Annotated in this window: 24 protein-coding genes; 17 read left to right on the top strand and 7 right to left on the bottom strand. The window is 62.9% G+C overall.

Going from position 1 to position 23,301, the window contains the following annotated elements; translation table 11 throughout:
* Positions 1–54: 54 nt before the first annotated feature.
* Entirely contained in the window at positions 55–711 is a 657-nt protein-coding gene (locus QM609_RS20310; RefSeq protein ID WP_050655333.1) for a TetR/AcrR family transcriptional regulator C-terminal domain-containing protein, read from the top strand.
* Here QM609_RS20310 and QM609_RS20315 read toward each other — a convergent pair.
* A complete protein-coding gene (locus QM609_RS20315) occupies positions 697–1,017 on the bottom strand; it encodes an AzlD domain-containing protein (RefSeq protein WP_050655332.1) in 321 nt (106 codons plus the stop codon). The two genes, QM609_RS20310 and QM609_RS20315, sit on opposite strands and share 15 nt — an antisense overlap.
* Positions 1,014–1,727, bottom strand: coding sequence for an AzlC family ABC transporter permease (locus tag QM609_RS20320; RefSeq protein WP_050655359.1), 714 nt, complete (start codon positions 1,725–1,727; stop codon positions 1,014–1,016). The genes QM609_RS20315 and QM609_RS20320 overlap by 4 nt, the downstream gene beginning before the upstream one ends.
* A gap of 64 nt (positions 1,728–1,791) precedes the next feature.
* Between QM609_RS20320 and QM609_RS20325 the strand changes: the two genes are divergently transcribed.
* The 3 genes from QM609_RS20325 (at position 1,792) to QM609_RS20335 (ending at position 3,292) form a co-directional block, all read left to right on the top strand.
* Positions 1,792–2,373, top strand: coding sequence for a helix-turn-helix domain-containing protein (locus QM609_RS20325; RefSeq protein WP_050655331.1), 582 nt, complete (start codon positions 1,792–1,794; stop codon positions 2,371–2,373).
* A 101-nt stretch (positions 2,374–2,474) separates the two neighbouring features.
* Positions 2,475–2,888, top strand: coding sequence for a VOC family protein (locus QM609_RS20330; RefSeq protein WP_003941719.1), 414 nt, complete (start codon positions 2,475–2,477; stop codon positions 2,886–2,888).
* A 29-nt stretch (positions 2,889–2,917) separates the two neighbouring features.
* Positions 2,918–3,292, top strand: a complete 375-nt coding sequence (locus QM609_RS20335; RefSeq protein WP_076948670.1) for a VOC family protein — start codon at positions 2,918–2,920, stop codon at positions 3,290–3,292.
* A gap of 5 nt (positions 3,293–3,297) precedes the next feature.
* Here the strand turns inward: QM609_RS20335 and QM609_RS20340 are convergent, their stop codons facing one another.
* Entirely contained in the window at positions 3,298–3,462 is a 165-nt protein-coding gene (locus QM609_RS20340; RefSeq protein WP_003941708.1) for a hypothetical protein, read from the bottom strand.
* 288 nt (positions 3,463–3,750) lie between these two features.
* Here QM609_RS20340 and QM609_RS20345 point away from each other — a divergent pair, with 288 nt between their 5' ends.
* From QM609_RS20345 to QM609_RS20375, 7 genes are all read left to right on the top strand, one after another.
* Positions 3,751–3,879: a hypothetical protein gene (locus tag QM609_RS20345; protein ID WP_003941742.1), complete on the top strand. Its 129-nt coding sequence runs from the start codon at positions 3,751–3,753 to the stop codon at positions 3,877–3,879.
* Positions 3,863–4,378 (top strand): tail fiber domain-containing protein, encoded by a 516-nt coding sequence (locus tag QM609_RS20350; protein ID WP_102999398.1) that lies wholly within the window; start codon positions 3,863–3,865, stop codon positions 4,376–4,378. Before QM609_RS20345 ends, QM609_RS20350 begins: the two co-directional genes overlap by 17 nt.
* A 10-nt stretch (positions 4,379–4,388) precedes the next feature.
* Entirely contained in the window at positions 4,389–6,362 is a 1,974-nt protein-coding gene (locus QM609_RS20355; protein ID WP_050655358.1) for a helix-turn-helix domain-containing protein, read from the top strand.
* Positions 6,363–6,468: 106 nt separating this feature from the next.
* Complete coding sequence (locus QM609_RS20360; protein WP_050655329.1) at positions 6,469–7,761, top strand: hydroxymethylglutaryl-CoA reductase, degradative; 1,293 nt, start codon at positions 6,469–6,471, stop codon at positions 7,759–7,761.
* A 5-nt stretch (positions 7,762–7,766) separates the two neighbouring features.
* A complete protein-coding gene (locus QM609_RS20365; RefSeq protein WP_080712772.1) occupies positions 7,767–8,735 on the top strand; it encodes a hydroxymethylglutaryl-CoA lyase in 969 nt (322 codons plus the stop codon).
* Positions 8,736–8,811: 76 nt separating this feature from the next.
* Positions 8,812–9,303: a hypothetical protein gene (locus QM609_RS20370; protein ID WP_050655328.1), complete on the top strand. Its 492-nt coding sequence runs from the start codon at positions 8,812–8,814 to the stop codon at positions 9,301–9,303.
* Complete coding sequence (locus QM609_RS20375; protein WP_003941745.1) at positions 9,300–10,682, top strand: tripartite tricarboxylate transporter permease; 1,383 nt, start codon at positions 9,300–9,302, stop codon at positions 10,680–10,682. Before QM609_RS20370 ends, QM609_RS20375 begins: the two co-directional genes overlap by 4 nt.
* 61 nt (positions 10,683–10,743) lie before the next feature.
* On the opposite strand, the gene QM609_RS20380 is transcribed toward QM609_RS20375, so the two are convergent.
* From QM609_RS20380 to QM609_RS20390, 3 genes are all read right to left on the bottom strand, one after another.
* Complete coding sequence (locus QM609_RS20380; RefSeq protein WP_228232674.1) at positions 10,744–12,156, bottom strand: GGDEF domain-containing protein; 1,413 nt, start codon at positions 12,154–12,156, stop codon at positions 10,744–10,746.
* 187 nt (positions 12,157–12,343) lie between these two features.
* Positions 12,344–13,027, bottom strand: coding sequence for a dethiobiotin synthase (gene bioD / locus QM609_RS20385; RefSeq protein ID WP_003941686.1), 684 nt, complete (start codon positions 13,025–13,027; stop codon positions 12,344–12,346).
* Positions 13,024–14,169 carry an 8-amino-7-oxononanoate synthase gene (locus QM609_RS20390; RefSeq protein ID WP_065456574.1) on the bottom strand — a complete coding sequence of 382 codons (1,146 nt, stop codon included), beginning with the start codon at positions 14,167–14,169 and terminating at the stop codon, positions 13,024–13,026. Before QM609_RS20390 ends, bioD begins: the two co-directional genes overlap by 4 nt.
* A gap of 38 nt (positions 14,170–14,207) precedes the next feature.
* On the opposite strand from QM609_RS20390, the gene QM609_RS20395 reads away from it, so the two are divergent.
* The 5 genes from QM609_RS20395 to QM609_RS20415 all read left to right on the top strand — a co-directional run bounded on the left by QM609_RS20395 (position 14,208) and on the right by QM609_RS20415 (position 22,180).
* Positions 14,208–15,500: an adenosylmethionine--8-amino-7-oxononanoate transaminase gene (locus QM609_RS20395; protein ID WP_007733120.1), complete on the top strand. Its 1,293-nt coding sequence runs from the start codon at positions 14,208–14,210 to the stop codon at positions 15,498–15,500.
* 57 nt (positions 15,501–15,557) lie between these two features.
* Complete coding sequence (gene glgX, locus QM609_RS20400; RefSeq protein WP_050655325.1) at positions 15,558–17,897, top strand: glycogen debranching protein GlgX; 2,340 nt, start codon at positions 15,558–15,560, stop codon at positions 17,895–17,897.
* A 13-nt stretch (positions 17,898–17,910) separates the two neighbouring features.
* Positions 17,911–20,277 carry a malto-oligosyltrehalose synthase gene (treY, locus tag QM609_RS20405; RefSeq protein ID WP_050655324.1) on the top strand — a complete coding sequence of 789 codons (2,367 nt, stop codon included), beginning with the start codon at positions 17,911–17,913 and terminating at the stop codon, positions 20,275–20,277.
* Positions 20,278–20,371: 94 nt separating this feature from the next.
* On the top strand, positions 20,372–21,184 hold the full coding sequence (locus tag QM609_RS20410; RefSeq protein WP_007733124.1) for a mycofactocin-coupled SDR family oxidoreductase: 813 nt from the start codon (positions 20,372–20,374) through the stop codon (positions 21,182–21,184).
* Positions 21,185–21,250: 66 nt separating this feature from the next.
* Positions 21,251–22,180: an NADP-dependent oxidoreductase gene (locus QM609_RS20415; protein WP_050655323.1), complete on the top strand. Its 930-nt coding sequence runs from the start codon at positions 21,251–21,253 to the stop codon at positions 22,178–22,180.
* Positions 22,181–22,198: 18 nt separating this feature from the next.
* Here the strand turns inward: QM609_RS20415 and QM609_RS20420 are convergent, their stop codons facing one another.
* Positions 22,199–22,618, bottom strand: coding sequence for a PaaI family thioesterase (locus QM609_RS20420; protein WP_228232672.1), 420 nt, complete (start codon positions 22,616–22,618; stop codon positions 22,199–22,201).
* A gap of 55 nt (positions 22,619–22,673) precedes the next feature.
* On the opposite strand from QM609_RS20420, the gene QM609_RS20425 reads away from it, so the two are divergent.
* Complete coding sequence (locus tag QM609_RS20425; protein WP_003941729.1) at positions 22,674–23,267, top strand: TetR/AcrR family transcriptional regulator; 594 nt, start codon at positions 22,674–22,676, stop codon at positions 23,265–23,267.
* The last annotated feature ends 34 nt before the right edge of the window (positions 23,268–23,301 follow it).

Genomic DNA, 23,301 nt, shown 5'->3' on the forward strand with positions numbered 1-23,301 from the left:
ATCGACATTCGATCGAAAGCGCTCCACAGCGGGACGAAACGAGGGGAACAACAAGTGCAGTTGCGACGCGGCGACGTGCTGGACGGCGCCATGGCGATACTCGACGAGTTCGGACTTGCCGACCTCACGATGCGCAGGCTCGCGACCTCACTAGGTGTCCAACCCGGCGCTCTCTACTGGCATTTCCCGAACAAACAGACCTTGCTGGGCGCGGTTGTCGACAAGATCCTCGAAGACCTCGACGCCCCCGTCGACGCAGACACGTGGCAAGAAGCGTATTCCGAACTGGCACACAGACTTCGGTCTGCCCTACTGGCGCACCGCGACGGCGCCGAGTTGGTCAGCGCCACCTTCGCCTCGCGGATGACAAGCAGCAAGGTGCGCGAGCATTTCGTACAAGCCGGGCAAGAATCCGGGCTATCACGCGAGCATGCCCAACTCGCGGCGTACGCCCTGCTGTACTACGTGCTCGGCCATACCGTGGACGACCAGTCCCGAGCGCAGATGGAAGAAATGGGGGCACTGACCCGAGCACCCATTTCCCCCGACTCCCCCGAGGTGATCGGCGGCGGTTCCGACGAGGACCTCCTCGACGGCGATCCGACAGTGCGCTTCCAGTTCGGCCTGGACCTGTTCATCGACGGCATCCGCACTCGCCTGAATTCGACCACACATTCAACGCGCACCGAATCGGCTCTACGACACTCCTGACAGTCGGAGTACTGCAGTAGTGCCGGCCGCGACAATCACCACGACCACCAACGGCGCCTTGAACCAGGCGCAGATGCCTCCGGCCACCACGCCGAGCATCCGCGCCGGCCCCGCAACGTCATGCCCGGTGAAGACCGTCGATGTCACAACCACTGCGAGCAGCAGCACCACGACAGCACGATCGAGGGTTTTCTCGGCAAAAACCGAAAGCTTCACCCGAGCGCGGAGCAGAACGCCACTTGCCCGCAAAGCGTAAGAGCCGCAAGCGAACACGACAATGCCGATCCAGACCGAAGCGGCATTCATCGAACCTTCTCCCTGAACGGTATCGTCACCGCGATACTCAGCAGCGCTACGAGCGGCGCGGTACCGGGCGGCAGGAACGGCGACGTGGCCACCGCGACTGCTGCACCGATCAGGGCGGCAAGCAGCGTCACCTTTTCCTTCAGCGCAGGCAGGACAAGGGCCAGAATGACAGCCGGAAACGCGGCATCCAATCCCAACGCGCCAGGGTCTCGGACGACGCTGCCGAGCAACCCGCCCAGGAGCGCTCCGATCGGCCACGACACCGCGATCCCGATTCCACAGAACCAGAAAGCCGCACACTTGCGCTCCACGGAGTCCTGCGCCATGGCGACCGCGACGCTTTCGTCGTTGACCAGGTGCGCGCCGACCAACTTGCGCCAGCCCGAGCCCCTGCGCCAGCCTGAATCTTTGTAACGATCCCTGCCGAGAAATGATCCTGCCGACATCCCGTAGGCGAAGTTACGGGAGTTGATCAACAAGCCCGCCACAACAGCAGCGGTGGCACTGCCTCCGGCTGCGATGATTCCGATGAACAAGAACTCCGAAGACGCTCCCAGAACGAGTACAGCCAACGCCAAAAGCTGCCACAACGAGAATCCAACTGATCCTGCCGTCACACCGTAGGACACACCGACGATGGCCACGGAGAGACAGATCAGCACGCTCACCCGAACCGTGTCTCGATCAACTGTTCGCCATAAAGAACGCATGTATTCTATGTTGAACGAAGTGACACCGTTCGTCAAGTAGAACGATCGATCGGAGAATTGAACGATGCCCAGTAATGAAAGTAATGAAACGGATACAGCGGAGACTCCTCAGAAACTGGTCGCCGTCGCACTCAAACGCGAACGTGCCCGAGCAGGCTTGAGCCTTTCGGAGGTCGCCCGGCGCGCCGATATCGCCAAGTCCACACTCTCCCAACTCGAATCCGGACTCGGAAATCCGAGCCTCGAAACTCTGTGGGCACTCGGAAACGCATTGGGTGTGCCGTTCTCACAACTCGTCGACTCTCAGGCACAGACCGTTCAGTTGATTCGAGCCGGAGAAGGTCCCGCGATTGCGTCGGCAAACGCGTCGTACATCGCGACACTCTTGGCGCCGAGCCCACCGAACGCACGACGCGATCTGTATCGGATAGTCGCCGAACCGGGCGAGCCGCGTATTTCGACTCCGCATGCACGCGGCACCACCGAACACGTCGTGATCGGCACCGGACGGGCGCAGGTCGGGCCCACTGCAAATCCGATCGAACTCGGACCGGGCGACTATCTTGCTTATCCCGGCGACGAGGAGCACATTTTTCGGGCGCTCGAACCAGGGACGACAGCGATCTTGGTATCGGAACACACCTGAGCCGCGATGAGTTTCGCCGCTGCGGGAAGTCTGTATCTGGGAGGTGGTGTGGCCAGAGCCTCGATTGCCGACGACAGTAACGACCGACAGCAGGAGGACCCATGTCCGGATCCAGCATCAGCAGCATTTTGCTCTCGAGCACCGACCCCGAACGCTTGCGCGACTGGTACGCCGAGGCGTTCGCCCCGAAGGTCGACCGGACTCCCGGCGAACCCGGCTACGACGTGCTCGACTTCAACGGTTTCTACGTGATGCTCGACAGACGCGACGACGTCGGCGAGACCAACCCCCAGCCGGGTCGCATGTTCCTCAACGTCGAGACCGACGACGCCCGGTCGATCGCACAGCGCATCGATGCGCTCGGCGGAAACTGGCACGCTCCACTCGAAGACCGCGGGGGCAGTTTGTTCGCCACCGCGATCGACCCCGACGGAAACTACGTTCAGATCATCGAGTTCAGCGAGGAAGCCAGGGCCGAGATGGAATCCGGAATGACGGATTCCCAAACCACCTAGTCCGGCAACCGCTGGGAACGGAGATAGTCATGCTTACAGACACGAAAGCATTCAGCGGATTTTCGGTGGCAGACATCGACTCTGCAAAGAAGTTCTACGGCGAAACACTCGGGTTGAAGGTAACCGACGGAGACATGGGACTGATTCGCCTACATCTTGCCGGCGGAACCGAGATCCTCGTTTATCCGAAGCCGAATCACGAAGCGGCGACCTACACGATTCTCAACTTCGTCGTCGACGACATCGACACAACCGTCGACCAACTGACCGCACGTGGCGTGGAGTTTCTCAAATACGACGGATTCCCCCAGGATGCGCGAGGCATCATGCGTGGCAACGGCCCCGACATCGCCTGGTTCACCGATCCCGCCGGCAATGTTCTGTCGGTGATCAAGGAGTCCTGACGCGCTTAACCGCTGAACAGCTGCGACTGCCGCTGTTCAGCGGTGTCGGTGTTGGAGCGTTCTGCTGCCGCAGTTTCACGCTCGGCAGCCAGTTGCTCGGCGCTTTTTGCGTCGACAACGGGCTCCGACGCGCTGAGGTCGGAAAACAAGCCACTGCTCGATTCGTTCACATGCCACCCTTTTGCCTGGTCATCGTTGCCGCGCGCAGATAAACCTGCGTTAGAGATCGGTCGATGGCTACTCAATTACTGCCGCCCGTACGGCGCCGACAAGACGCCGATGACTCAGCAGTTCTTCACCCAGTGTTGCACGCCTGTGTTTTCCACGAGAAATTCGGTCCAGACGGGTTGTCATCGCCCGCACGGCGGAGCAATGTGAAAGATGAGCGCGGAGCAGGTCGGCAGCACTTTCGTCGGACACCTGGCCCCTCAATTCACCGCACAATTTTTGGAGGAATCATGTTGGGAATTGCTTTGGGCCTCGGCAGCGCCGCTGTCGGAATCGGCCTCGGACTGCTCGGTGCAGGAGCGGGAATTCTGCTGAGCGACAAGACCGTCAAAACCGCACGACGTGAACTCACCGCCTGACGAGGCCGAGCGCACTGAATTTTTGGGCACTCGGGTCGGTATTCGGGTGAACGCCGCGATGCGACACCCCGCACAGTGGGTGTTCGCACGGGCCGCGCATCGACGTGGCGTGCATACCGGCGTAGATGTTCCGACGAGCGCGCAGGACGTGCTCGACCGGTTGACGGCACTCCGAATAAGTACGTGGAGTTACGGATTCGACCACAAGTCGGTCCGTCACCTGGGTCCGATGGCGCAAGACTTTGCGGCGATTTTCGGCTTGGGATCCAACGCCCGCCGGATCTCCGCCGTCGACGCGAACGGCGTCTGCATGGCGAGCATCCAAGCGTTGAACCGCAAAATCAGTGCCCTCGAGACAGAAGTCAGCGCGCTCGAGAAGGACGTGAACAGACTGAGACGGGAAACGGGAGACACGAGCACGACTCGGAATGCATTGGAAACAAACAACAATCACATATCCACACCGCTCGACGAATTCGGTGGATCCACCGGTCTGTAGTTTGTTCGGTGTGACCGCCCCTGATTCAGACTCCGACTCAGCGCCCAACGTGATTGCCGCGCTGTTCGACGTGACGTCCGATTCAGTCGGCGACGAACATGTCGAACAGGTACTTGCCGAATTCGGCTTTGGCGCAACGGAGGTCGCGGAGACCGCGGCCCGCATCCGGGCCAGTCGGTCGGAATTTCGGCGACTTCGCCGTCGCGAGAGCGAATTGGCGGTTCTCTATTCGAGTGCACGTGAGCTCGCGCAGGTTCGCGACGTGGACACACTGCTGCAGAGGCTGGTCAACCGCGCACACGACATCATGGGCACCGACGTCACGTACCTGTCCGAGTTCGACGTGATCACTCGTGACCTGAATGTTCGAAAGACGGCCGGCGCGGTCTCGCCGGAACTCCAGCATCTGCAAGTTCCTGCCGGCGCGGGACTGGTCAGCGCGATTGCCGAATCTCGAGCAGCCCAATGGGTTCAGAACTACAGCGACTACACGCAGTCGCGCCATGACGAAGTGGTCGATGCCGCGATCGTCGCCGAGGGTCTGGTGGCGATTCTCGGCGTGCCGATGCTCTCCGACGGCCAGATCCTCGGAGTCCTGTTTGCCGCCGACCGTCGGGAACGGCGTTTTACCGCAGATCAGATCGCCCTGCTCTCGGCGCTGGCTGATCACGCCTCGGTGGTCCTGCAAACCGCGCGGGCACTCGACCGCGCCGAGGAATCCGCTGCCGAGACCGGGCGAGCACTCGACGAGCTGCGCGAACACGTGTCCGCGCGGGACAAATCGAACGTCGTCCACCAGGATCTGATCCACGCCGTTCTCCGCGGCGGCGGATACGCCCAGGTTGCACGAACTCTCAGCAGCTCTCTCGAGCGCAGCACCGTCGTCGTCGACAGTGAGCTACGCCCTCTCGTGAAATCCTCTGGCGAGCAGATCACGACGGTGCCGATGTCTCTTCCTCCCGCCGTGTCCGAGGCCATCGACCAGAGTCGCCGAAGCGGCCGATGCACGTTTGTCGCCGATGACAGTGAGACCGTGATCCAACTCGTCAGCGCCGTCACCGCCGGAGAATCGTTCCTCGGGGCCATCTTGCTGAATCGTTCGGACGCGCCGATCGGCCCCGTCGAACTCCGGACCGTGGAACGGGCAGCTCAGGTCACTGCCATCCTCGTGTTGCAACACTCGGCGGCGGCAGCAGCGGACCGGCGTGCACGTGACGAACTGGTCGCCGACTTGCTGAGCACTGCCCCCGAGCGCAGGCGCGATCTCGAACGTAGGACCCGAAACCTCGGCATCTCACTCGGCGAACTGGACACCGTCCTCGTGGTGTCGGTCGCTCCGGAACTCCGCACCGCGACGCTCCGTGCAATCGGGCAGAGTCTGCCGGTCGGAGCTTTGGCGTCGCAGCACGCCGGATTGATCGCGGTGGTCTCGCGCTCGGGGAACCCTGCAGCCGCGGCGACCGTCGTTCACCGCCAGATCACCGGTTCGGTAGGACCCCACGCAGTAGTCATTGCGCCGGCAACGGCGGAGCGCCCCGAAGAGCTCCCGGCGCGCTTCACCTCTGCGCTGCGCACCGCCCGCCTACTGTCGGCGTTGGGCAAGACCGACGGCGCGGTCACGACTGCGTCGTACCTGCCGTACACCGTTCTGTTCGGTGAGAATCCGGAATCACTCCATCAATTCGTCGACGAAGTAATCGGCCCGGTACTCGCCTACGACCGTGACAAGGACACCGATCTCACGGCGACCCTTCGGGCTCTGGTCCGCAACGACGGCAGCCCGACCAAGGCTGCCCGCGCACTCAACTACCACCCGAACACCGTCGTTCAGCGACTCGACCGCATCCGCACGCTCCTCGGTCACTCGTGGCGTGAAGACGAGAACTTCTTTCGCGTGTCCATGGCGACGAGGCTCGACGAACTTCGAGAAGTGGGAGCCGAAGAGGGTGGAAGCGACATCAACGACAGCGGCGATGGTGCATGACACTACAATTTCGACCGATCGATGTGTTGTGGGCACGTGGTCTGGCAGGCATCAACCTCCCTACTGTGAAGCGGAGCACAGAACCACTTCAGGAGGACGACCCCCCGTGTCATCAACCAGCAGCCGATCAACCAACAGCCGCATCGCCGATTTCCGGTCCTACGACGTCGCCGCACGGCGCGCCGAGATCGTTCGCCAGACCGACCTGACCGAAGCAGACATCGCGGTCTACGACGCTGCCGACGGCCTCACCATCGATCAGGCCGATCGCATGGTCGAGAACGTCCTCGGCGTCATCGGCATCCCGGTCGGCGTGGCCACCAACTTCACGATCAACGGCACGGACTACCTGATCCCCCTCGCCACCGAGGAGCCGTCGGTAGTCGCAGCCGCGAGTAACGCTGCTCGCATCGCACGCGGACTCGGGGGCTTTCACGTCTCGAGCACGCAGCCGATCATGCAAGCCCAGATTCAACTCGTCGACGTCGTGGATCCGGCAGCTGCCCGCATCCGACTCCTCGAGGCACGTGAAGAAATCATTGCACTCGCCAACGAGCAGGACCCGAAGCTGGTCAGCGTCGGGGGTGGCGTGAAGGACATTTCGGTTCGCATCGTGTCCTCGGACAAGGCCGCCTACGTCGTCCTCCACCTTCATGTCGACGTACGAGATGCCATGGGCGCCAACGCAGTCAACACGATGGCAGAGGCAATCGCGGATCGAGTAGCCGAGATCGGCGGCGGGCACGTCGTTCTTCGCATTCTCACCAACAAGGCAGATCTGCGGCTGACGCGCGTTCGTGCCGTGTTCGACGCCGAATTGATCGGCGGTGCAGAGGTAGTGGACAACCTGATCCATGCCGCACGCTTGGCGGAGCTGGATCCCTACCGCGCCGCGACACACAACAAGGGCATCATGAACGGCATCAGCGCCGTGGTGTTGGCAACCGGAAACGACACGCGCGCAGTCGAAGCCGGGTGCCATTCCCATGCAGTCAACGCCGACGGGATCTACTCGTCGCTCTCGCATTTCGAGAAGAATGCCGACGGCAACATCGTCGGCACCCTCGAGCTACCCATGCCGGTCGGCCTCGTCGGCGGCGCCACCAAGGTGCACCCGGTAGCGCAGGCCGCAATCAAGATGCTCGGCGTCGAGAGCGCCGAAGAACTCGCCGGCATCATCCTGGCAGTCGGCCTGGCGCAGAACCTGGCTGCTGTCCGCGTTCTGGCCAGTGAGGGTGTCCAGCGCGGACACATGGGGCTGCACGCCCGCAACATCGCTGCCACCGCCGGAGCGCAGAAGAGCGAGATCGACGCCGTGGTTGCACGCCTGATCGCGGACAAGAGCATTCGCGTCGAGCATGCCGAGAAGGTTCTCGCCGAGATCCGCGGCGGAAACTGACGACAATGACCGAAACAGTTGCAGGATCACCGGTGTGGAAGCCGGCGCCTCATCGAGTGCCGGCGCCGGGGCTGCCGACCTCGGTCCGGATCTACGAAGTCGGGCCACGCGACGGACTTCAAGCGGAAACAGCGGTGATCCCGACCGAGACGAAAGCCCAGTTCATCGAACGCCTGGTCGCGGCCGGCTCCCGCACTGTCGAATTGACGAGTTTCGTCTCACCTCGATGGATCCCGCAACTTGCGGACGCGGAAGAATTGATGGGTCGGCTGCACCTGCCGGACTCGGTACGTACGGTCGTTCTTGTCCCGAACCGCAAGGGTCTCGAGCGGGCCGTCGCCGCCGGAGCGAGCGAGGTTGCAGTATTCGTCAGCGCCACAAAGGAATTCGCGAAACGCAACCTCAATTCCACGGTGGACGGCGCGATCGCCGCGGCTGCCGAGGTCACTACGGCCGCCCGAGCCCTGGGACTTCCCGTCCGCGGCTACATCTCCATGTGCTTCGGCGACCCCTGGGAAGGCTCCGTGCCCGTCGAGCGTGTCGCCGACATCGCAAAGACCCTGATCGACAGCGGTGTCACGTCACTCTCACTCGGCGACACCATCGGCGTCGGCACACCTGGCCATGTGCTCGCTTTGCTCGGCGCCCTCCGAGAACGTGGCATCCCCACATCGCAGATCGCCATGCACTTTCACGACACCTACGGCCAGGCGCTGTCGAACGTCTATGCGTCGTTGACCGCTGGGGTATCCGAATTCGACAGTTCCGCAGGTGGTCTCGGACGGTGCCCGTATGCCAAGGGCGCGACCGGAAATCTCGCCACCGAGGATCTGGTGTGGATGCTCCACGGCCTCGGGATCGACACCGGCATCGACCTGGATTCGCTCACCGATACAAGCAGCTGGATGGCCGAACAGATCGGCCACTCGAGCCCGTCCCGAGTTGTCACCGCCCTCCGCGCAGCACGCACCTGACACCCGCAACGCAAGCCCCTCATCTCGCAAGCCCCTCCCTGTACGACCCCGCCATGCATGACACTGGAGAAGACTGATGTCACCACCGCAGCCGGCAACGACGCCGACCACCACAACCGAGCCGACCGAGCAGCAGACATACCTCGAAGTCTGGGGTGACACCGTCAACGGTCGACACCTCGCGATCTCCGTTGCAGTCGGCAGTGTCGTCGGCGCCTCGGCCCTTCTCGCGGCCCAGGCACTGTTCGAACGGGTCGTCAGCGAACCGTCGTTGGCCCAGGCGTACAGCCTTCTGGTCGGCATCGCGGCCTGCCTGCTCGCCGGGGTGGTCTGCGGAATCTTCATCAAGCCGAAGCGGATAGTCGCCTTGGCCGCCGCCGACGCGGAGTCGATCGACGGTGTCATCACGACGATGAGTGAACAGCGCCAGGGTCTGGGCACTCTCGCCGACATTCCGGAGCAGAGCCGACAGGAACTTCGCGAGCTGGGTCTGTACGACCACTTCGCCGCTGCCGAGGCCGAGCACGCACGGGTCTCGAACACACCGAAGGACGGTGGGCTCGCATGAGTTCGGTTCTGACCAACGAAATTCTGATTGCCGTTCTCTTCGGCATCATCGGCGCGGTCGCATTCACGTTCATCGGATTGATCTCCGGCACGGACGAGACCGCCACGATCGCACCCCTGACTCTGCTCGTGATTCTGCTCGGCGCTCCCCCGGCGGCGGTCTTCACGTTCTTCCTCTCGGGTGCGATCGCCAAACACATGACGCACGCGGTGCCGACGATGCTGCTGGGCATTCCCGGCGACACGATGGCGATTCCACTCTTGCCGGAAGCGCAGATGATGCGCTCACTCGGCATCCCGCACATCGCACTCCGCAAGGCGATCTCGGGAGCAGTGATCTCGGCGTTCGTCGCTGTGCCGGTTGCCGTTTTGTTCGCGACCATCCTCGCGCCGTTCGCGGACACCGTTCAGTCGATAGCACCGTGGCTGTTCCTGGTCGCCGCCATCGGCATCGCCTACGCCTCACCAGGCCGCTGGGCCGGGGTTGTCGCCCTCGTTCCCTTCGTCATCTTGATCCTCGGCGCTCGCGCGTTGACGTCGAATTACGATGTGTCGCTGAACATCAGCTACTTCCTTGCGATCGCAGTCGGGCCGCTGATCGCGGACCTCGCATTGACCTTGGGCCCGTCGAGCCGTAAGGACATGGAACGCAGTGAACCCAAAACCGTTGCATTGGCCCCGGACATCAAAGGATGGAAGGGATACTTCCCCAATCCTCTGAAGGTCCTCGATCGCAAGCAGATCGGTTACACCGCCGCCGCTTCCACGGTGTCGAGCGCAACCTTCGTCTTCAGCCCGGTCGCCATGACTGTTCTGATGGGTGAGCTGGTAGGTGCGCGGATCAAGAACGGCTATCACCGACTGACCACAATGGTCTCGGCGAAGAACGGTACGACGGAATCCACCTACATCGCGGAAACCCTCATCCCACTCGTCGCTTTCGGCCTTCCGCTCAGCCCGCTCGCGGCAGGCCCCGCAGCCCCTCTGTTCAACGCTCCACCGGTGTTCGAGACCAATCAGGAAACCGGAGTGATCAACAATCTCTCCACGTACCTGACGCAGTGGGAGTTCCTGCTCTACGGACTGCTCGCAGTGGTCACGGCAACGGTCATCGCATACCCCTTTGCCATGAACTACGCGTACCGCGCTGCGTCAGCGGTGGTCAAGCACATCAGTCACGAAGCTGTGATCGCGGTGTTCACGGGACTGGTCGTGGTCATCAGCATCTGGGAGGGCGGCATCCTCGGGCTTCTGATCACCGTGACGGTCGGCCTGGTCGGTGGTCTTCTCGGGCGCCTGTTCAAGATTCACGGCGGAGTTCTGTTCATGGGTTACTACGTAGCGCTGTTCAGTGTTCCTGCCCTGATCAATCTGTTCTGAATCGGTCGACTCCACCACCACGTGCGGACCCGCAACAAACTGCGGGTCCGCACGTATTTCTTCAGCTACCGACCGTGAGCGCCACGGTTCGATTGCGGTCCAACTTCTTCGCTCGATACAACGCCTCGTCAGCGCAATCGACCAATTGCGTCAGGTCTGCGTCGCCGTGGGGTGAACACGCGACACCGATGCTGACCGTCGGCCCGAAGTCGCCCAATACTGCCGACGAATTCTCCGCTTGCGCGCGTCGAATCATCTCGGCTGTTTCGGTCGCGCCCTCGAGATCGACACCGGCCATCAGTACGACGAACTCCTCGCCGCCCAATCGGGCGAAGAGGTGCTTGTCATCGAGGTGCCGCCGCACCTGATCGGCAAAACTCACCAACGCTGTATCGCCGGCACGATGACCGAGTTTGTCGTTCACCATCTTGAAGTGATCCAGATCCATCATCAGGACGCTGACCGGACGTCCAGAGTGGCGACGCGGATCGGTCGCACCCGTCACGCTGCCGCCTCGCCGCAAGAATTCGTCCCGGCGCAACGCACCGGTGAGATCGTCGTGGGTGACGGCCTGGGTGAGTGCCTCGAGCGCGCGGCGACGCTCGAGGATCACACAGGCCACCGCGATCGGCGCTACCGCCAGCAGCGACAATCCGATCTGGACCGACGCGCTGACCGGCGAGACGCCCTCGCTGGACAATCCGAGATGGCCGTCGGCCGTCAGTACCAACGTCCAGGCAGTTGACACAGCGGTGAGCACCGACGTGACAAATACATTGGTAAGCAAGGCTGCAGTCACCAGCGCCGGCATGGCAAACGCGATCGCTCCGGCACCGCCTATCACCCACTCCAAGATGATGCAGACGGCCAGCAGCGCCGTCGGAACAAATGATCGACGCACAAGCGTGGCAACAGCTTTCGGTTCTCGATCCACTCGTCGAAGCGAAGGGAGTGTCAGCACCAAGGGGACGATGGTCATGTAGTTGACGAACTCACTCGAGAACCAGAGCAACCAGCCGTCCCACCACTGCCCGCCGAACAGCACGCGGTTCGCGATACCGCCCACGAGCGCCGCCATCGACGCGGCGGCGACAGTCATCGACACGAGATAGCCGACGGACTGAATACTGGTCAGTCGACGGTCCTCACTGTCGACCCAGCGAAAGCCGTAGAAGCCGCTCGCAACCCCGACGATGTTGGCCGCGTTGAGCCACACCGTGGACTCCCATGCCCCACCGGTGATCAGGTCGGCTCCGACATAACCGACTACGACGCAGATCCAGGTGAGCAGTGTGGCGGAACGCGGCGACCGAAAGAGGATCCCGAGTAGCAGCGCGTTGGCCGGCCAGAAGACTGCAAGCGTGCCCGGCAGACGGCTCAGAATTCCGACCAGGCACGAGACGAAGACGACTACGCCGATAAGCAGTGCGCGACGTACGGCCGATGACGACAACGACTTTTCGACCGTGCTCACCACCTACATTCGACTGACCTACTCACAATTCGACAACCACTGTCGGTGACCAAGGCGCCCCGGATGCAGGGTCGCCGCAAGACACCCGTCGAAATATACCGACCGGAATCGTACGCGAGGGACGTCGAAACCCAAGGCGCCCCACTGTGCCTTGGCTATCGATGCAGACAAATCGGATGTTACGTCGTCAGTTGGTCAAATGAAGTTCACCGAGCGTGATCGAAGCGGTGCGAGCAAACTCTCGGACACTCGCGCCCCCACTTCCGGCAGGCATTACCCCGAGAAGGGGAACACCGCTGACCGAGACCAGATCCTCGCGATTGCATCTCTCGGCGAGGTCCGGTTCCTGCGGCCACGAACCGATCACCAACCCGGCGCAGTCCACGCCGGATGCACGTAAGGCTTCCACCGTCAGTGCCGTGTGATTGAGCGTGCCCAGGCCGGACGCAACCACCAGCACCACTGGCGCTGCCAGAGCCGCGGCAAGATCGCGAGCGGTGAACCCGTCGACGCCCAAGCGGACCAGCAAGCCGCCGGCGCCTTCGATCAGGGTCAAGTCGTGGGTGGTGTCCAGGTCGGAGGCGACCCGAACCACGTCGTCGAGCGCCAACAACGGGAGACCACTTCGACGTGCAGCAGTATCCGGCGCCAAAGGTTCGGGGTACCGCGCCAACTCGACCAGCGTCGCACCGCCGCCGGTCAGACGCTCGATCTCGGCCAGATCACCCGCACCGTCCACGTCGACGCCGGTCTGGGCCGGTTTGAGCACCGCAACCGACTTTCCCGACTGCAGGGCGAGCGATGCCAGTGCTGCCGTCACCACTGTTTTTCCGACGTCGGTCGATGTGCCGGTCACCAGGAGAATACTCATGCGCGAGCACCTGCCAATACCTCGCGAAGTACGAGTGAGATCTGCTCCATCTCGGAAGGAGACAGCGTCGCTCGTGCAGTCAGACGCAGCCGTGACGTTCCTTCCGGAACCGACGGCGGGCGGAAGCAACCGACATGCAACCCCTGATCCCGGCACGCGGACGCGGCATCGAACGCCCGCTGCGGATCACCGAGAACGACTGAGACGACAGCAGATTCAGGCGACGGAGCACCGGTGACGTCCGCCAACTCGGATGCCCGGGCCAGGACGTCGAGCGCTCGCGTCGGCTCACGCTGGAGTACGGCGAGTGCAGCCCTGGCCGCGCCTACGGCGGCCGGTGCGAGACCGGTGTCGAAGATGAACGTTCTTGCCGCGTCGATGAGATGCGCGCGGATCTTGTTGTCACCGAGCACAACTCCACCCTGGCTGGCGAGCGACTTGGACAGTGTTGCCGTCACGACGACGTCGGGTTCACCGGCCAGGCCCGACTCGTGGACGAGTCCACGTCCACCGGCACCGCGCACACCGATGCCATGCGCCTCGTCGACCAACAGGATCGCCCCGTACTCGCGGCACACCTGATGCATCTGCCGCAGTGGCGCGAGGTCTCCGTCGGCACTGAAGACCGAATCGGTGACGACCAGCGCTCGCTCTTCCACTCTGCTGCGCAACGTGTCGGCGAGAAAGCCCACGTCCGAATGCGGAGCAACGGCGACCCGAGCACGTGACAGGCGGCAGGCATCCACCAGCGAGGCATGCGATCCCGCATCGGAGACGATCAACGACCCTGGACCCGAGAGCGCCGTCACCGCGCCGAGATTGGCTGTGTAACCGGAGGAGAAGACAAGTCCGGAGTCCGCCCCGACGAACTCGGCCAGTTCGACTTCGAGCAGTTCGTGTTCGGTGGTGGTGCCGGTGACCAGACGCGAGCCCGTGGCGCCCGCGCCCCAACGGCGCAGAGCCGCCGCGGCACCCTCGATCACATCGGGGTGCCGCACGAGTCCGAGGTAATCGTTCGACGCCAGGTCGATCAACGGGGAGTCGACCGTGCGAGGACGGAGTTCGCGACGCAGTCCAGCGGCCCTGCGGTCCGCTTCGACGGCCGTCAGCCAATTCAGCGAGGTGTTCACTTTTCCGACCATACTTGAACACCGTTCAACTCAATGGTTAGGGTGCATCCGTGCTCACAACCGGACTTGATCCCCATGACGTCTCCGCCATCGATGCCGATGTCCTCTGGCATCCGTACGGATCGTTTCCCGCGTCGACTCGTCCGCTGATCGTCGACTCTGCGCAGGGGGCTACCCTGACGCTCTCCGACGGCCGCCGATTGGTCGACGGGATGAGCTCGTGGTGGGCCGCCATTCACGGCTACCGCAATCCCGTGCTCGACACCGCCGCCGCACGGCAGCTCGGCAAAATGAGCCATGTCATGTTCGGCGGACTGACGCACGAACCCGCCGCTCGCCTCGGGCGACTGCTCGTCGACATCACACCACCTCACCTCGACAAGGTGTTCCTCTCCGACTCCGGTTCGGTGGCCGTCGAAGTCGCAGTGAAGATGTGCCTGCAGTACTGGCGGAGCCTCGGAAAGCCGTCGAAGAATCGTTTGATGACCTGGCGCGGCGGATACCACGGTGACACCTTCACCCCCATGAGCGTCTGCGATCCCGACGGCGGCATGCATTCTCTCTGGACCGACGTCCTGCGCCCTCAGGTCTTCGCGCAGGCTCCCCCGGCGGGCTATCTCCCCGAATACGTGCAGGAGTTGGAATCGCTCTTGGCCGAGCATCACGAGCACCTCGCAGCGGTGATCGTGGAACCAGTGGTCCAAGGTGCCGGCGGAATGCGTTTCCACGATCCCGCGTACCTGATCGACCTGCGTAACCTCTGCGACAAGTACCAAGTCCTCCTGGTCTTCGACGAAATCGCGACCGGATTCGGACGCACCGGAGAATTGTTCGCCGCCGATCACGCCGGCGTCAGTCCCGACGTCATGTGCGTCGGCAAGGCACTGACCGGCGGGTACATGAGTCTGGCGGCAACGCTGTGCACCACGGAGATCGCGGAGACCATCACTGCCGGTGAGGGCGGCGGGCTGATGCACGGCCCCACCTTCATGGGCAATCCACTCGCGTGCGCCGTCGCGGTGGCGTCGACCGAACTTCTGCTTGCGATGGACTGGCGGCGTGACGTCGCAACCCTCGAACGTGGCCTCGCTCGAGGCCTCGCCGAAGCCGTCACAATTCCCGGGGTCGTCGACGTCCGCGTCAAAGGCGGAATCGGAGTGATCGAACTCGAACAGCCGGTCGACATGCAGAGCGCGACCGATGCAGCCGTCGACGCCGGCGTCTGGCTCCGGCCGTTCCGCAACCTCGTGTACGCGATGCCTCCGTACCTGTGTTCGGAGGCAGAGGTGGAACAGATCACAGCCGGAATGCTTGCAACCGCCCGCAGCCAGGCGAAACGGTGATCGGCACCGTAGACAGTCGACGAGATTCGATCGGCTGCACCCGATAGGGTCTGATTCATGGATCAACCGCCGAGCGAGACCTCAGCCACTCCCATCCCGGTATGGCCTGGCAGTGCGTACCCACTCGGTGCCACCTACGACGGCGCGGGGACCAATTTCTCGCTCTTCTCCGAGGTCGCCGAGGCCGTCGAGCTGTGCCTGATCGCCAAGGACGGAACCGAAACCCGCATTCGGATGGACGAGGTCGACGGTTACGTCTGGCATGCGTACCTTCCGTCGGTATCCCCCGGCCAGCGATACGGCTACCGCGTACACGGGCCGTACGATCCGGCTGCAGGTCTGCGATGCGATCCGAGCAAGCTCCTGCTGGACCCGTACGGAAAAGCGTTCGACGGAGACTTCGACGGAGACCGTTCGCTGTTCTCGTACGACGTCGAATCGGCGGCGGACCCCGAACCTTCAGGAGACGACGAATCTCCCGCCGTGGAGCCGCAAGAGGCTACCGACGACACGAGTTCGGAAGCCGAATCGGACGAGGTGGGCCTCGAAGACGACTCGCCCACGGGCGATCAGGAATCGGACGAGATCCTCGAGCCCGAACCCTTCGAGCCGGAACCACTCGTCAACGAACCCGCCACCATCCCTTTCCCCCAACATGATTCGCTCGGCCATACGATGTCGACCGTCGTCATCAACCCGTTCTTCGATTGGGCGTCCGACCACTCGCCGAAGCGTCCGTATCACGAGACGGTCATCTACGAAGCGCACGTCAAGGGTATGACCGCGACGCATCCCGGAGTTCCGGAGGAATTGCGCGGCACGTACGCGGGGCTCGCTCATCCGGTGATCATCGAGCACCTCACCGATCTGGGTGTCACGGCGATCGAACTGATGCCGGTCCACCAGTTCATGCACGATCAGGTGCTTCTCGACCAAGGTCTGCGAAACTACTGGGGTTACAACACCTTCGGCTTTCTCGCTCCGCACACCGACTACTCCTCGGCCACGAAACCCGATGCGGCCGTAGCGGAATTCAAAGCCATGGTGCGCAGCTTCCACCAGGCGGGTATCGAAGTGATCCTCGACGTGGTCTACAACCACACCGCCGAGGGCAATCACATGGGGCCGACCATCAGCTTCCGCGGAATCGACAATGCCGCCTACTACCGCCTGGTCGACGGCGACGAAGAGCACTACATGGACTACACCGGAACGGGCAACAGCCTCAACGCCCGTCATCCGCATACGCTGCAATTGATCATGGACTCTCTGCGGTACTGGGTCACGGAGATGCACGTCGACGGTTTCCGCTTCGACCTCGCCTCGACACTCGCCCGTGAACTGCACGACGTGGACCGCCTTTCGGCCTTCTTCGATCTCGTGCAACAGGATCCGATCGTCAGTCAGGTGAAGCTGATCGCCGAACCGTGGGACGTCGGCGAAGGCGGTTACCAGGTCGGCAACTTCCCCGGCCTGTGGACCGAATGGAACGGCAAATACCGCGACACCGTCCGCGACTACTGGCGTGGTGAGCCGGCAACGCTGGGGGAGTTCGCCTCCCGTCTCACCGGATCCTCTGATCTCTACGAGGCCACCGGACGTCGCCCTGGCGCGAGCATCAACTTCGTCATCGCTCACGACGGTTTCACCCTGCACGACCTCGTCTCGTACAACGAGAAGCACAACGAAGCCAACGGCGAGAACAACAACGACGGCGAATCGCACAACCGATCTTGGAACTGCGGGGTCGAAGGCCCCACCGACGACCCGGAAATCCTCGAACTGCGTGGCCGTCAGAGCCGGAACATACTGGCTACGCTGATGCTCAGCCAGGGCACCCCGATGCTTGCTCACGGCGACGAGATGGGCCGAACTCAGCAGGGTAACAACAACGTTTACTGCCAGGATTCGGAACTGTCATGGATGGATTGGACTCTCGCGGAAACCAACGCCGACCTCGTCGAGTTCACCAAGCGCGCAATTGCCTTGCGCGCCAAGAACCCGGTCTTCCGGCGTCGTCGATTCTTCGAGGGGCGACCTATTCGAAGCGGCGATCAGAGTCGCGACATCGCCTGGCTCACGCCGTCTGGCGAAGAGATGACTCCGGCCGACTGGGACAGCGGTTTCGGCAAGTCGTTGGCTGTCTTTCTCAACGGTGACGCGATCCCGGAACCGAACTACCGTGGCGAGCGCGTCACCGGAGATTCGTTCCTTCTCTGCTTCAACGCCCACTACGAAGATCTCGAATTCTCCACCCCCAACGCGGACTACGCGTCGGAGTGGACCGTCGTACTCGACACCTCGGTCCCCACCGGTGAGAGCGATACCGTGATCAAAGCCGGAACAACATTGGATGTAAAAGCGCGAGCATTGACGGTACTTCGCAGAACCGCTTGAGGGAGACGTGCACATGGCCCCGATAACCAGCACCTACCGACTGCAGTTGCGACCGGATGCATTCACTCTTCGTGATGCGGCCGCACAGGTGGACTACTTCGAGGCATTGGGGGTCTCACATCTCTATCTCTCCCCCATCCTCACTGCAACGTCCGGATCGACGCACGGCTACGACGTCACCGATCCGACAACCGTGTCCGAAGGACTTGGTGGCCGCGAGGCCCTGGTGGAGCTCTCGCGCGCCGTTCGATCACGTGGGATGGGCCTGATCGTCGATCTGGTCCCCAACCATGTCGGTGTCGCCAAACCTCGCGAAAATGCTTGGTGGTGGGACGTTCTCACGCACGGGCAGTCGTCGGAGTACGCGCATTTCTTCGACGTCGATTGGGCCGAGGACAACGGAGCCAACGGCGCCGACGGCAAACTCTCACTCCCGGTACTGGGTAGCCCGGACGATCTCGACGCACTGACTGTCGAGAAAGATGGCGAGGAAACACTTCTCGCGTTCTACGAGCACCGCTTCCCCATCGCTGCCGGTACTGAATTCGGATCTCCACAGGAGGTGCACTCCAGGCAGTCGTACCGACTCGTACCGTGGAACGCCGGGATCGTCAATTACCGACGGTTCTTCGCCGTCAACGAACTCGCTGCGCTGCGCCAGGAGGACCCCCAAGTCTTCGAACTCTGCCATCGGCAAGTGAAGTCGTGGGTCGACGAAGGACTGATCGACGGCGTTCGCATCGATCATCCGGACGGACTCGCGAATCCGGCGGAATATCTCGGGCGCCTGCGAGAACTGATCGGACCAGATCAGTGGCTCGTGATCGAAAAGATCCTCGGCCATACGGAACCACTCGATCCGATGCTCCCGATCGACGGCACCACCGGATACGACGCCCTCAATCAGCTGGGCGGCATTTTCGTCGATCCCGCCGCCGAACTCGAATTGACCGAACTCTCGGCAGATCTGACCGGCGACGACGGGGACAGTACGTGGTTGCATCACACCGAACGTCAGTTCAAACGCGACACCGGGCGCGGTGACCTGGCACCGGAGGTTCGCAGGCTCGTACGTGCAATCCGACGCGAAACCGGAAGTCGTTGCAGTGAGACCGAACTGAACGACGCAGTTGTCGTCGCGATCGCTCGGATGCCGGTGTACCGATCCGACTACAGTCCCCTCGCCGGTTTGGCCGCTCGGATCGTCGGTGACATGCACGAATTGGCTCCCGGACATGAACCATCGTTCAACGTGTTGGCGCAATCCCTGGTGAACAGCGGTGAAGCCTCAGTTCGCTTCCAGCAGGTGTGTGGCGCTGTCATGGCCAAGTCCGTCGAAGATCGACTCTTCTATCGGACGGCGCGCCTGGTCTCACGTCAGGAAGTCGGCGGCAACCCGGCATCGCTTGCCGTCTCCGTCGCCGAATTCCATCTCCACAACGCGGACCGAGCGAAGCGGTGGCCGCGCGCGATGACGAGTCTGTCCACTCACGACACCAAACGCGGCGAGGACGTGCGGGCACGGATCGGTGTTGTGTCTCAGGTGCCGACGCTGTGGGCCCGGCTGATTCGCGAGTGGGAAGACGTGTGCCCCAGCCCTGATCCGCTTACCGGATTGTTCTTGTGGCAGAACATCATCGGTGTGTGGCCGGCGGACGGCCGCTCGGCAGCCTCGGTTCCAGAGCTGCGCGAGCGTTTGCACGCCTATGCGGAGAAAGCCGTCCGCGAGTCCGGCGCCAGAACTTCCTGGAACGATCCGGACGTCGACTTCGAGTCGGCAGTGCACCGCTGGATCGACGAGGTGATCGACGGCCCAGTCGGTGATTCGGTCAGCGAATTCGTCGGCAGGATCGCGCGTCACGGCTGGTCGGACTCTCTGGGCCAAAAGCTGCTCCAACTTCTCGGGCCCGGCGTTCCCGACGTCTACCAGGGCACTGAGCTGTGGGAGGACTCGTTGGTCGATCCGGACAACCGGCGGCTTGTCGACTACGGAACGAGGCGATCACTGCTCGATTCCGGCGCCGCGCCGATCGACGCAACAGGAACCGCAAAGTTGCACCTCGTTCGCACGGCACTGACACTGCGGCGGGAGAACCCCTCGTGGTTCGATCACGGTGAGTACCGGCCGGTCTTCGCTTCAGGTTCCGGATCCGGTCATCTGGTCGGCTTCTCGCGCGGCCCGGCAGGTGATCCGCCTATGGTCGTTGCTCTGGCGACGCGACATTCGCTCAGACTCTCGTCGCACGGTTGGAGAGATACGCGAGTGGACCTGCCAGATGGCGAATGGGTCGACGCACTGAGCGGACAACCCGTCTTGTCTTCGGATGCGCGGGACATCTTCGCTGCCGGGCCATGTGCCCTGTTGACCAGGGTGCGCTGAGCAGTTTCCGCTGACTGGGCATTCACCCCCGAAAAGAACTTCGTCGCGCTAACTTCCGAAGAGCAGATCATCACCACTAGTCGGAGGTTTGAGCATGGCCGCCAGTCGATTCACCGGAAAAGTTGCCTTCATCACCGGAGCCGCCCGTGGTCAGGGGCGCGCCGAAGCTGTCCGGCTGGCAGAAGAGGGCGCAGACATCATCGCCGTCGACGCGTGTGTTCAATTCGAATCCACGTCGTATGCCGGCGCCACCGACGACGACCTGGCCGAGACAGTCGAACTGGTCAAGGCCCTGGACCGTCGAATTGTCGCTACCAAGACCGACGTTCGCGACTTCTCTGCGCTGTCCGCGGCGCTCGCGGCCGGCATCGACGAATTGGGGCGACTTGACGTCGTCGTCGCGAACGCCGGAATCTGTTCTGCCAACATGTCCTGGGAAATCACGCCCGAGCAGTGGCAGGAAACGCTCGACGTCAACCTGACCGGCGTCTTCCACACCGCCAAGGCAGCGATCCCGCACCTGATCAAGCAAGGCACCGGTGGCTCGATCATCTTCACCAGCTCCGTCGCCGGCCTGCGCGGCCTCCCCTTCCTCGGCCATTACGTCGCGAGCAAACACGGCATCACCGGTCTGGCCAAGACGATGGCCTCGGAGTTGGGGCAGTACAACATTCGGGTCAACACCATCCACCCACACGGCGTGGAAACCGGAATGCAGATGACGGACATGCGGCCGCTCATCGACGCCAACGCCCACACACTCGGTCCGATCTTCATGCAGACCTTGCCCGACCCGGTCAGCCAGCCGGAGGACATCGCCGCCGCCGTCGCGTTCCTCGGTTCCGACGAGGCCCATCACATCACCGGCATCGCGATGCCGCTCGATCTGGGCACCCTGATCCGCTGATCGAATCTTCTCGAGTTTTTCCCGTCCTCGGGGAATATCGCTTCCCCGAGGACGGTTGCGCGAGACATGACCAAAACTGTTGTAGCGCAGACGTACGGCACGCCCGAGGTCCTGAAGCTGGTGGACGTCGATTTACCGGCACCGAAATCAGGTGAAGTCCTGGTCGACGTGAAGGCGATCGGCGTCAATCCCTTCGACTTCAAGCTCTACAGCGGCGCTTTCGGCACCGACCCCGAGAAACTTCCCATCCGCCTCGGCGGCGAGGCAGCGGGCGTCGTCTCGGCTGTCGGCGACGGCGTCACAAATGTGAACGTCGGCGACGAAGTGATCGTCAGCCCCGGCAACGGCCTCTACTCCGAACAAGTAGTCGTGCCGGTCTCCTCTGTCACCGCGAAGCCCGCAGGCATCAGCTGGGAACAGGCAGCCGGCCTCCTTCTGGTCGGCGGAACTGCAGTCGACGCCCTCGACACCATTCGGGTCGGTTCCGGCGACACCGTTCTCATCCACGGCGCGTCCGGCGGCGTCGGCGCGATCGCTGTTCAGCTGGCAGTTGGTCGCGGAGCTACGGTGATCGGCACTGCGGGAGCCTCGAATCAGGATTACGTGCGCTCGCTCGGCGCGACGCCTGTGCTCTACGGCCACGGCCTCGAAGCGCGTGTCCGTGAACTCGCGCCGAACGGCGTCGATGCGGCGTTCGACACCGCCGGAACGGACGAAGCCGTCGATGCATCTCTGGCTTTGGTCACCGACAAGAGTCGCATCGTCACCATCGTCGCGTTCGGACGCGCCCAGACCGACGGCTTCGCGTCCGTCGGCGGAGGCAATCCGGCAAGTGCGGAAGCGCGTTTGAAGGCTCGATCCGAACTGGTCGAACAAGCCGGTTCCGGACATCTCACCGTGAAGATCGCCAAGACTTTCCCACTAACGGACGTCGCGCTCGCTCACACCGAGTTGCAGAGTTCGCACCCCGCGGGAAAGTTCATCCTCGTTCCGTGACCTTTAGCTCTGTCTTGCCTAGGCCTTAGGGGCGAGTGGAACCAACAGGGTGGTGCCGAACGCGACGAGCACCGATTCGCCTTCGCGTTCGGCATGTACCTCGGCAGTGACGAACACCTGCTTGCGCCCGGCCTTGACCGAGCGCGCCGTAGCGACAAATGCGGTTCCGACGCCCGGACTCACGAAATTGACCGCGCAGTTGGACGCCGCCACGACACCTACCTGGGTGAAAGCAGCAAATCCGCACGCGGTGTCGACGAGTCCCGCCACGAGCGCAGCGTGCAGGTGTCCCGAGTACTGGCCCAGATCCTCACGCCATTCGAGCCGCAGACAAACGCGACCCGGTTCGGCCTCCGTGACTTCGAATCCGGCCCACTGGTTGAAGGCCGCCGAGGCGTTGACCGCACGCAACTGTTCGAGCATTTCAGAATTTCCCATGTAGACCAGTCTACATAGATTGTGGTGGATCGCTGGGGTGTTTAAGCTCCAACTCGTGGCGACTCCCCCGAAACACCGCGAAGCACTCGTACGAGCTGCGGCCGATCTGTTTCGCCGCCAGGGGTATGCGGCAACGGGCCTCAACGAGATCCTCAAGTCGAGCGGGGCGCCGAAAGGTTCGCTGTACCACTACTTTCCCGGCGGCAAAGAGCAGATCGGCGAAGAGGTCGTCCGCGTCGGCGGGCAGTTGGTCACCGACACCCTGACCGAACTCGCCGACAGCCAATCGGACGCCGGGTCGCTGCTGCGCGAGTACGCGCGGTTGCTCGCCGGATGGGTGAGCGATTCGGATTTCCACGAAGGCTCGCCGATCACGACGGTGTTGTTGGAACTTGCCCCCGATTCGGAGAGCGTGACAGCCGCCGGACAGGCGGTGTATCGACAGTGGACTTCGCTACTGCGCGACACACTGATCGCGTCCGGGGTCGGACGTGCGCGAGCGGAACGGCTTGCCGTCCTGGCAGTGTCCGCGCTCGAGGGCTCGCTGGTGCGGGCTCGCGTCGAACGATCCGGTCAGCCGATTCTCGATTCCCTAGGCGAGGTCGCCGACGTGTTCGACGGAGCAATCGCCGCGGCGCACTCTCACTGAGCGAACGCGACCTGAGCGAACGGCACTCTCGGTC

It is taken from the genome of Rhodococcus sp. IEGM 1302, assembly GCF_030056935.1.
GTDB lineage: Bacteria > Actinomycetota > Actinomycetes > Mycobacteriales > Mycobacteriaceae > Rhodococcus_F > Rhodococcus_F qingshengii.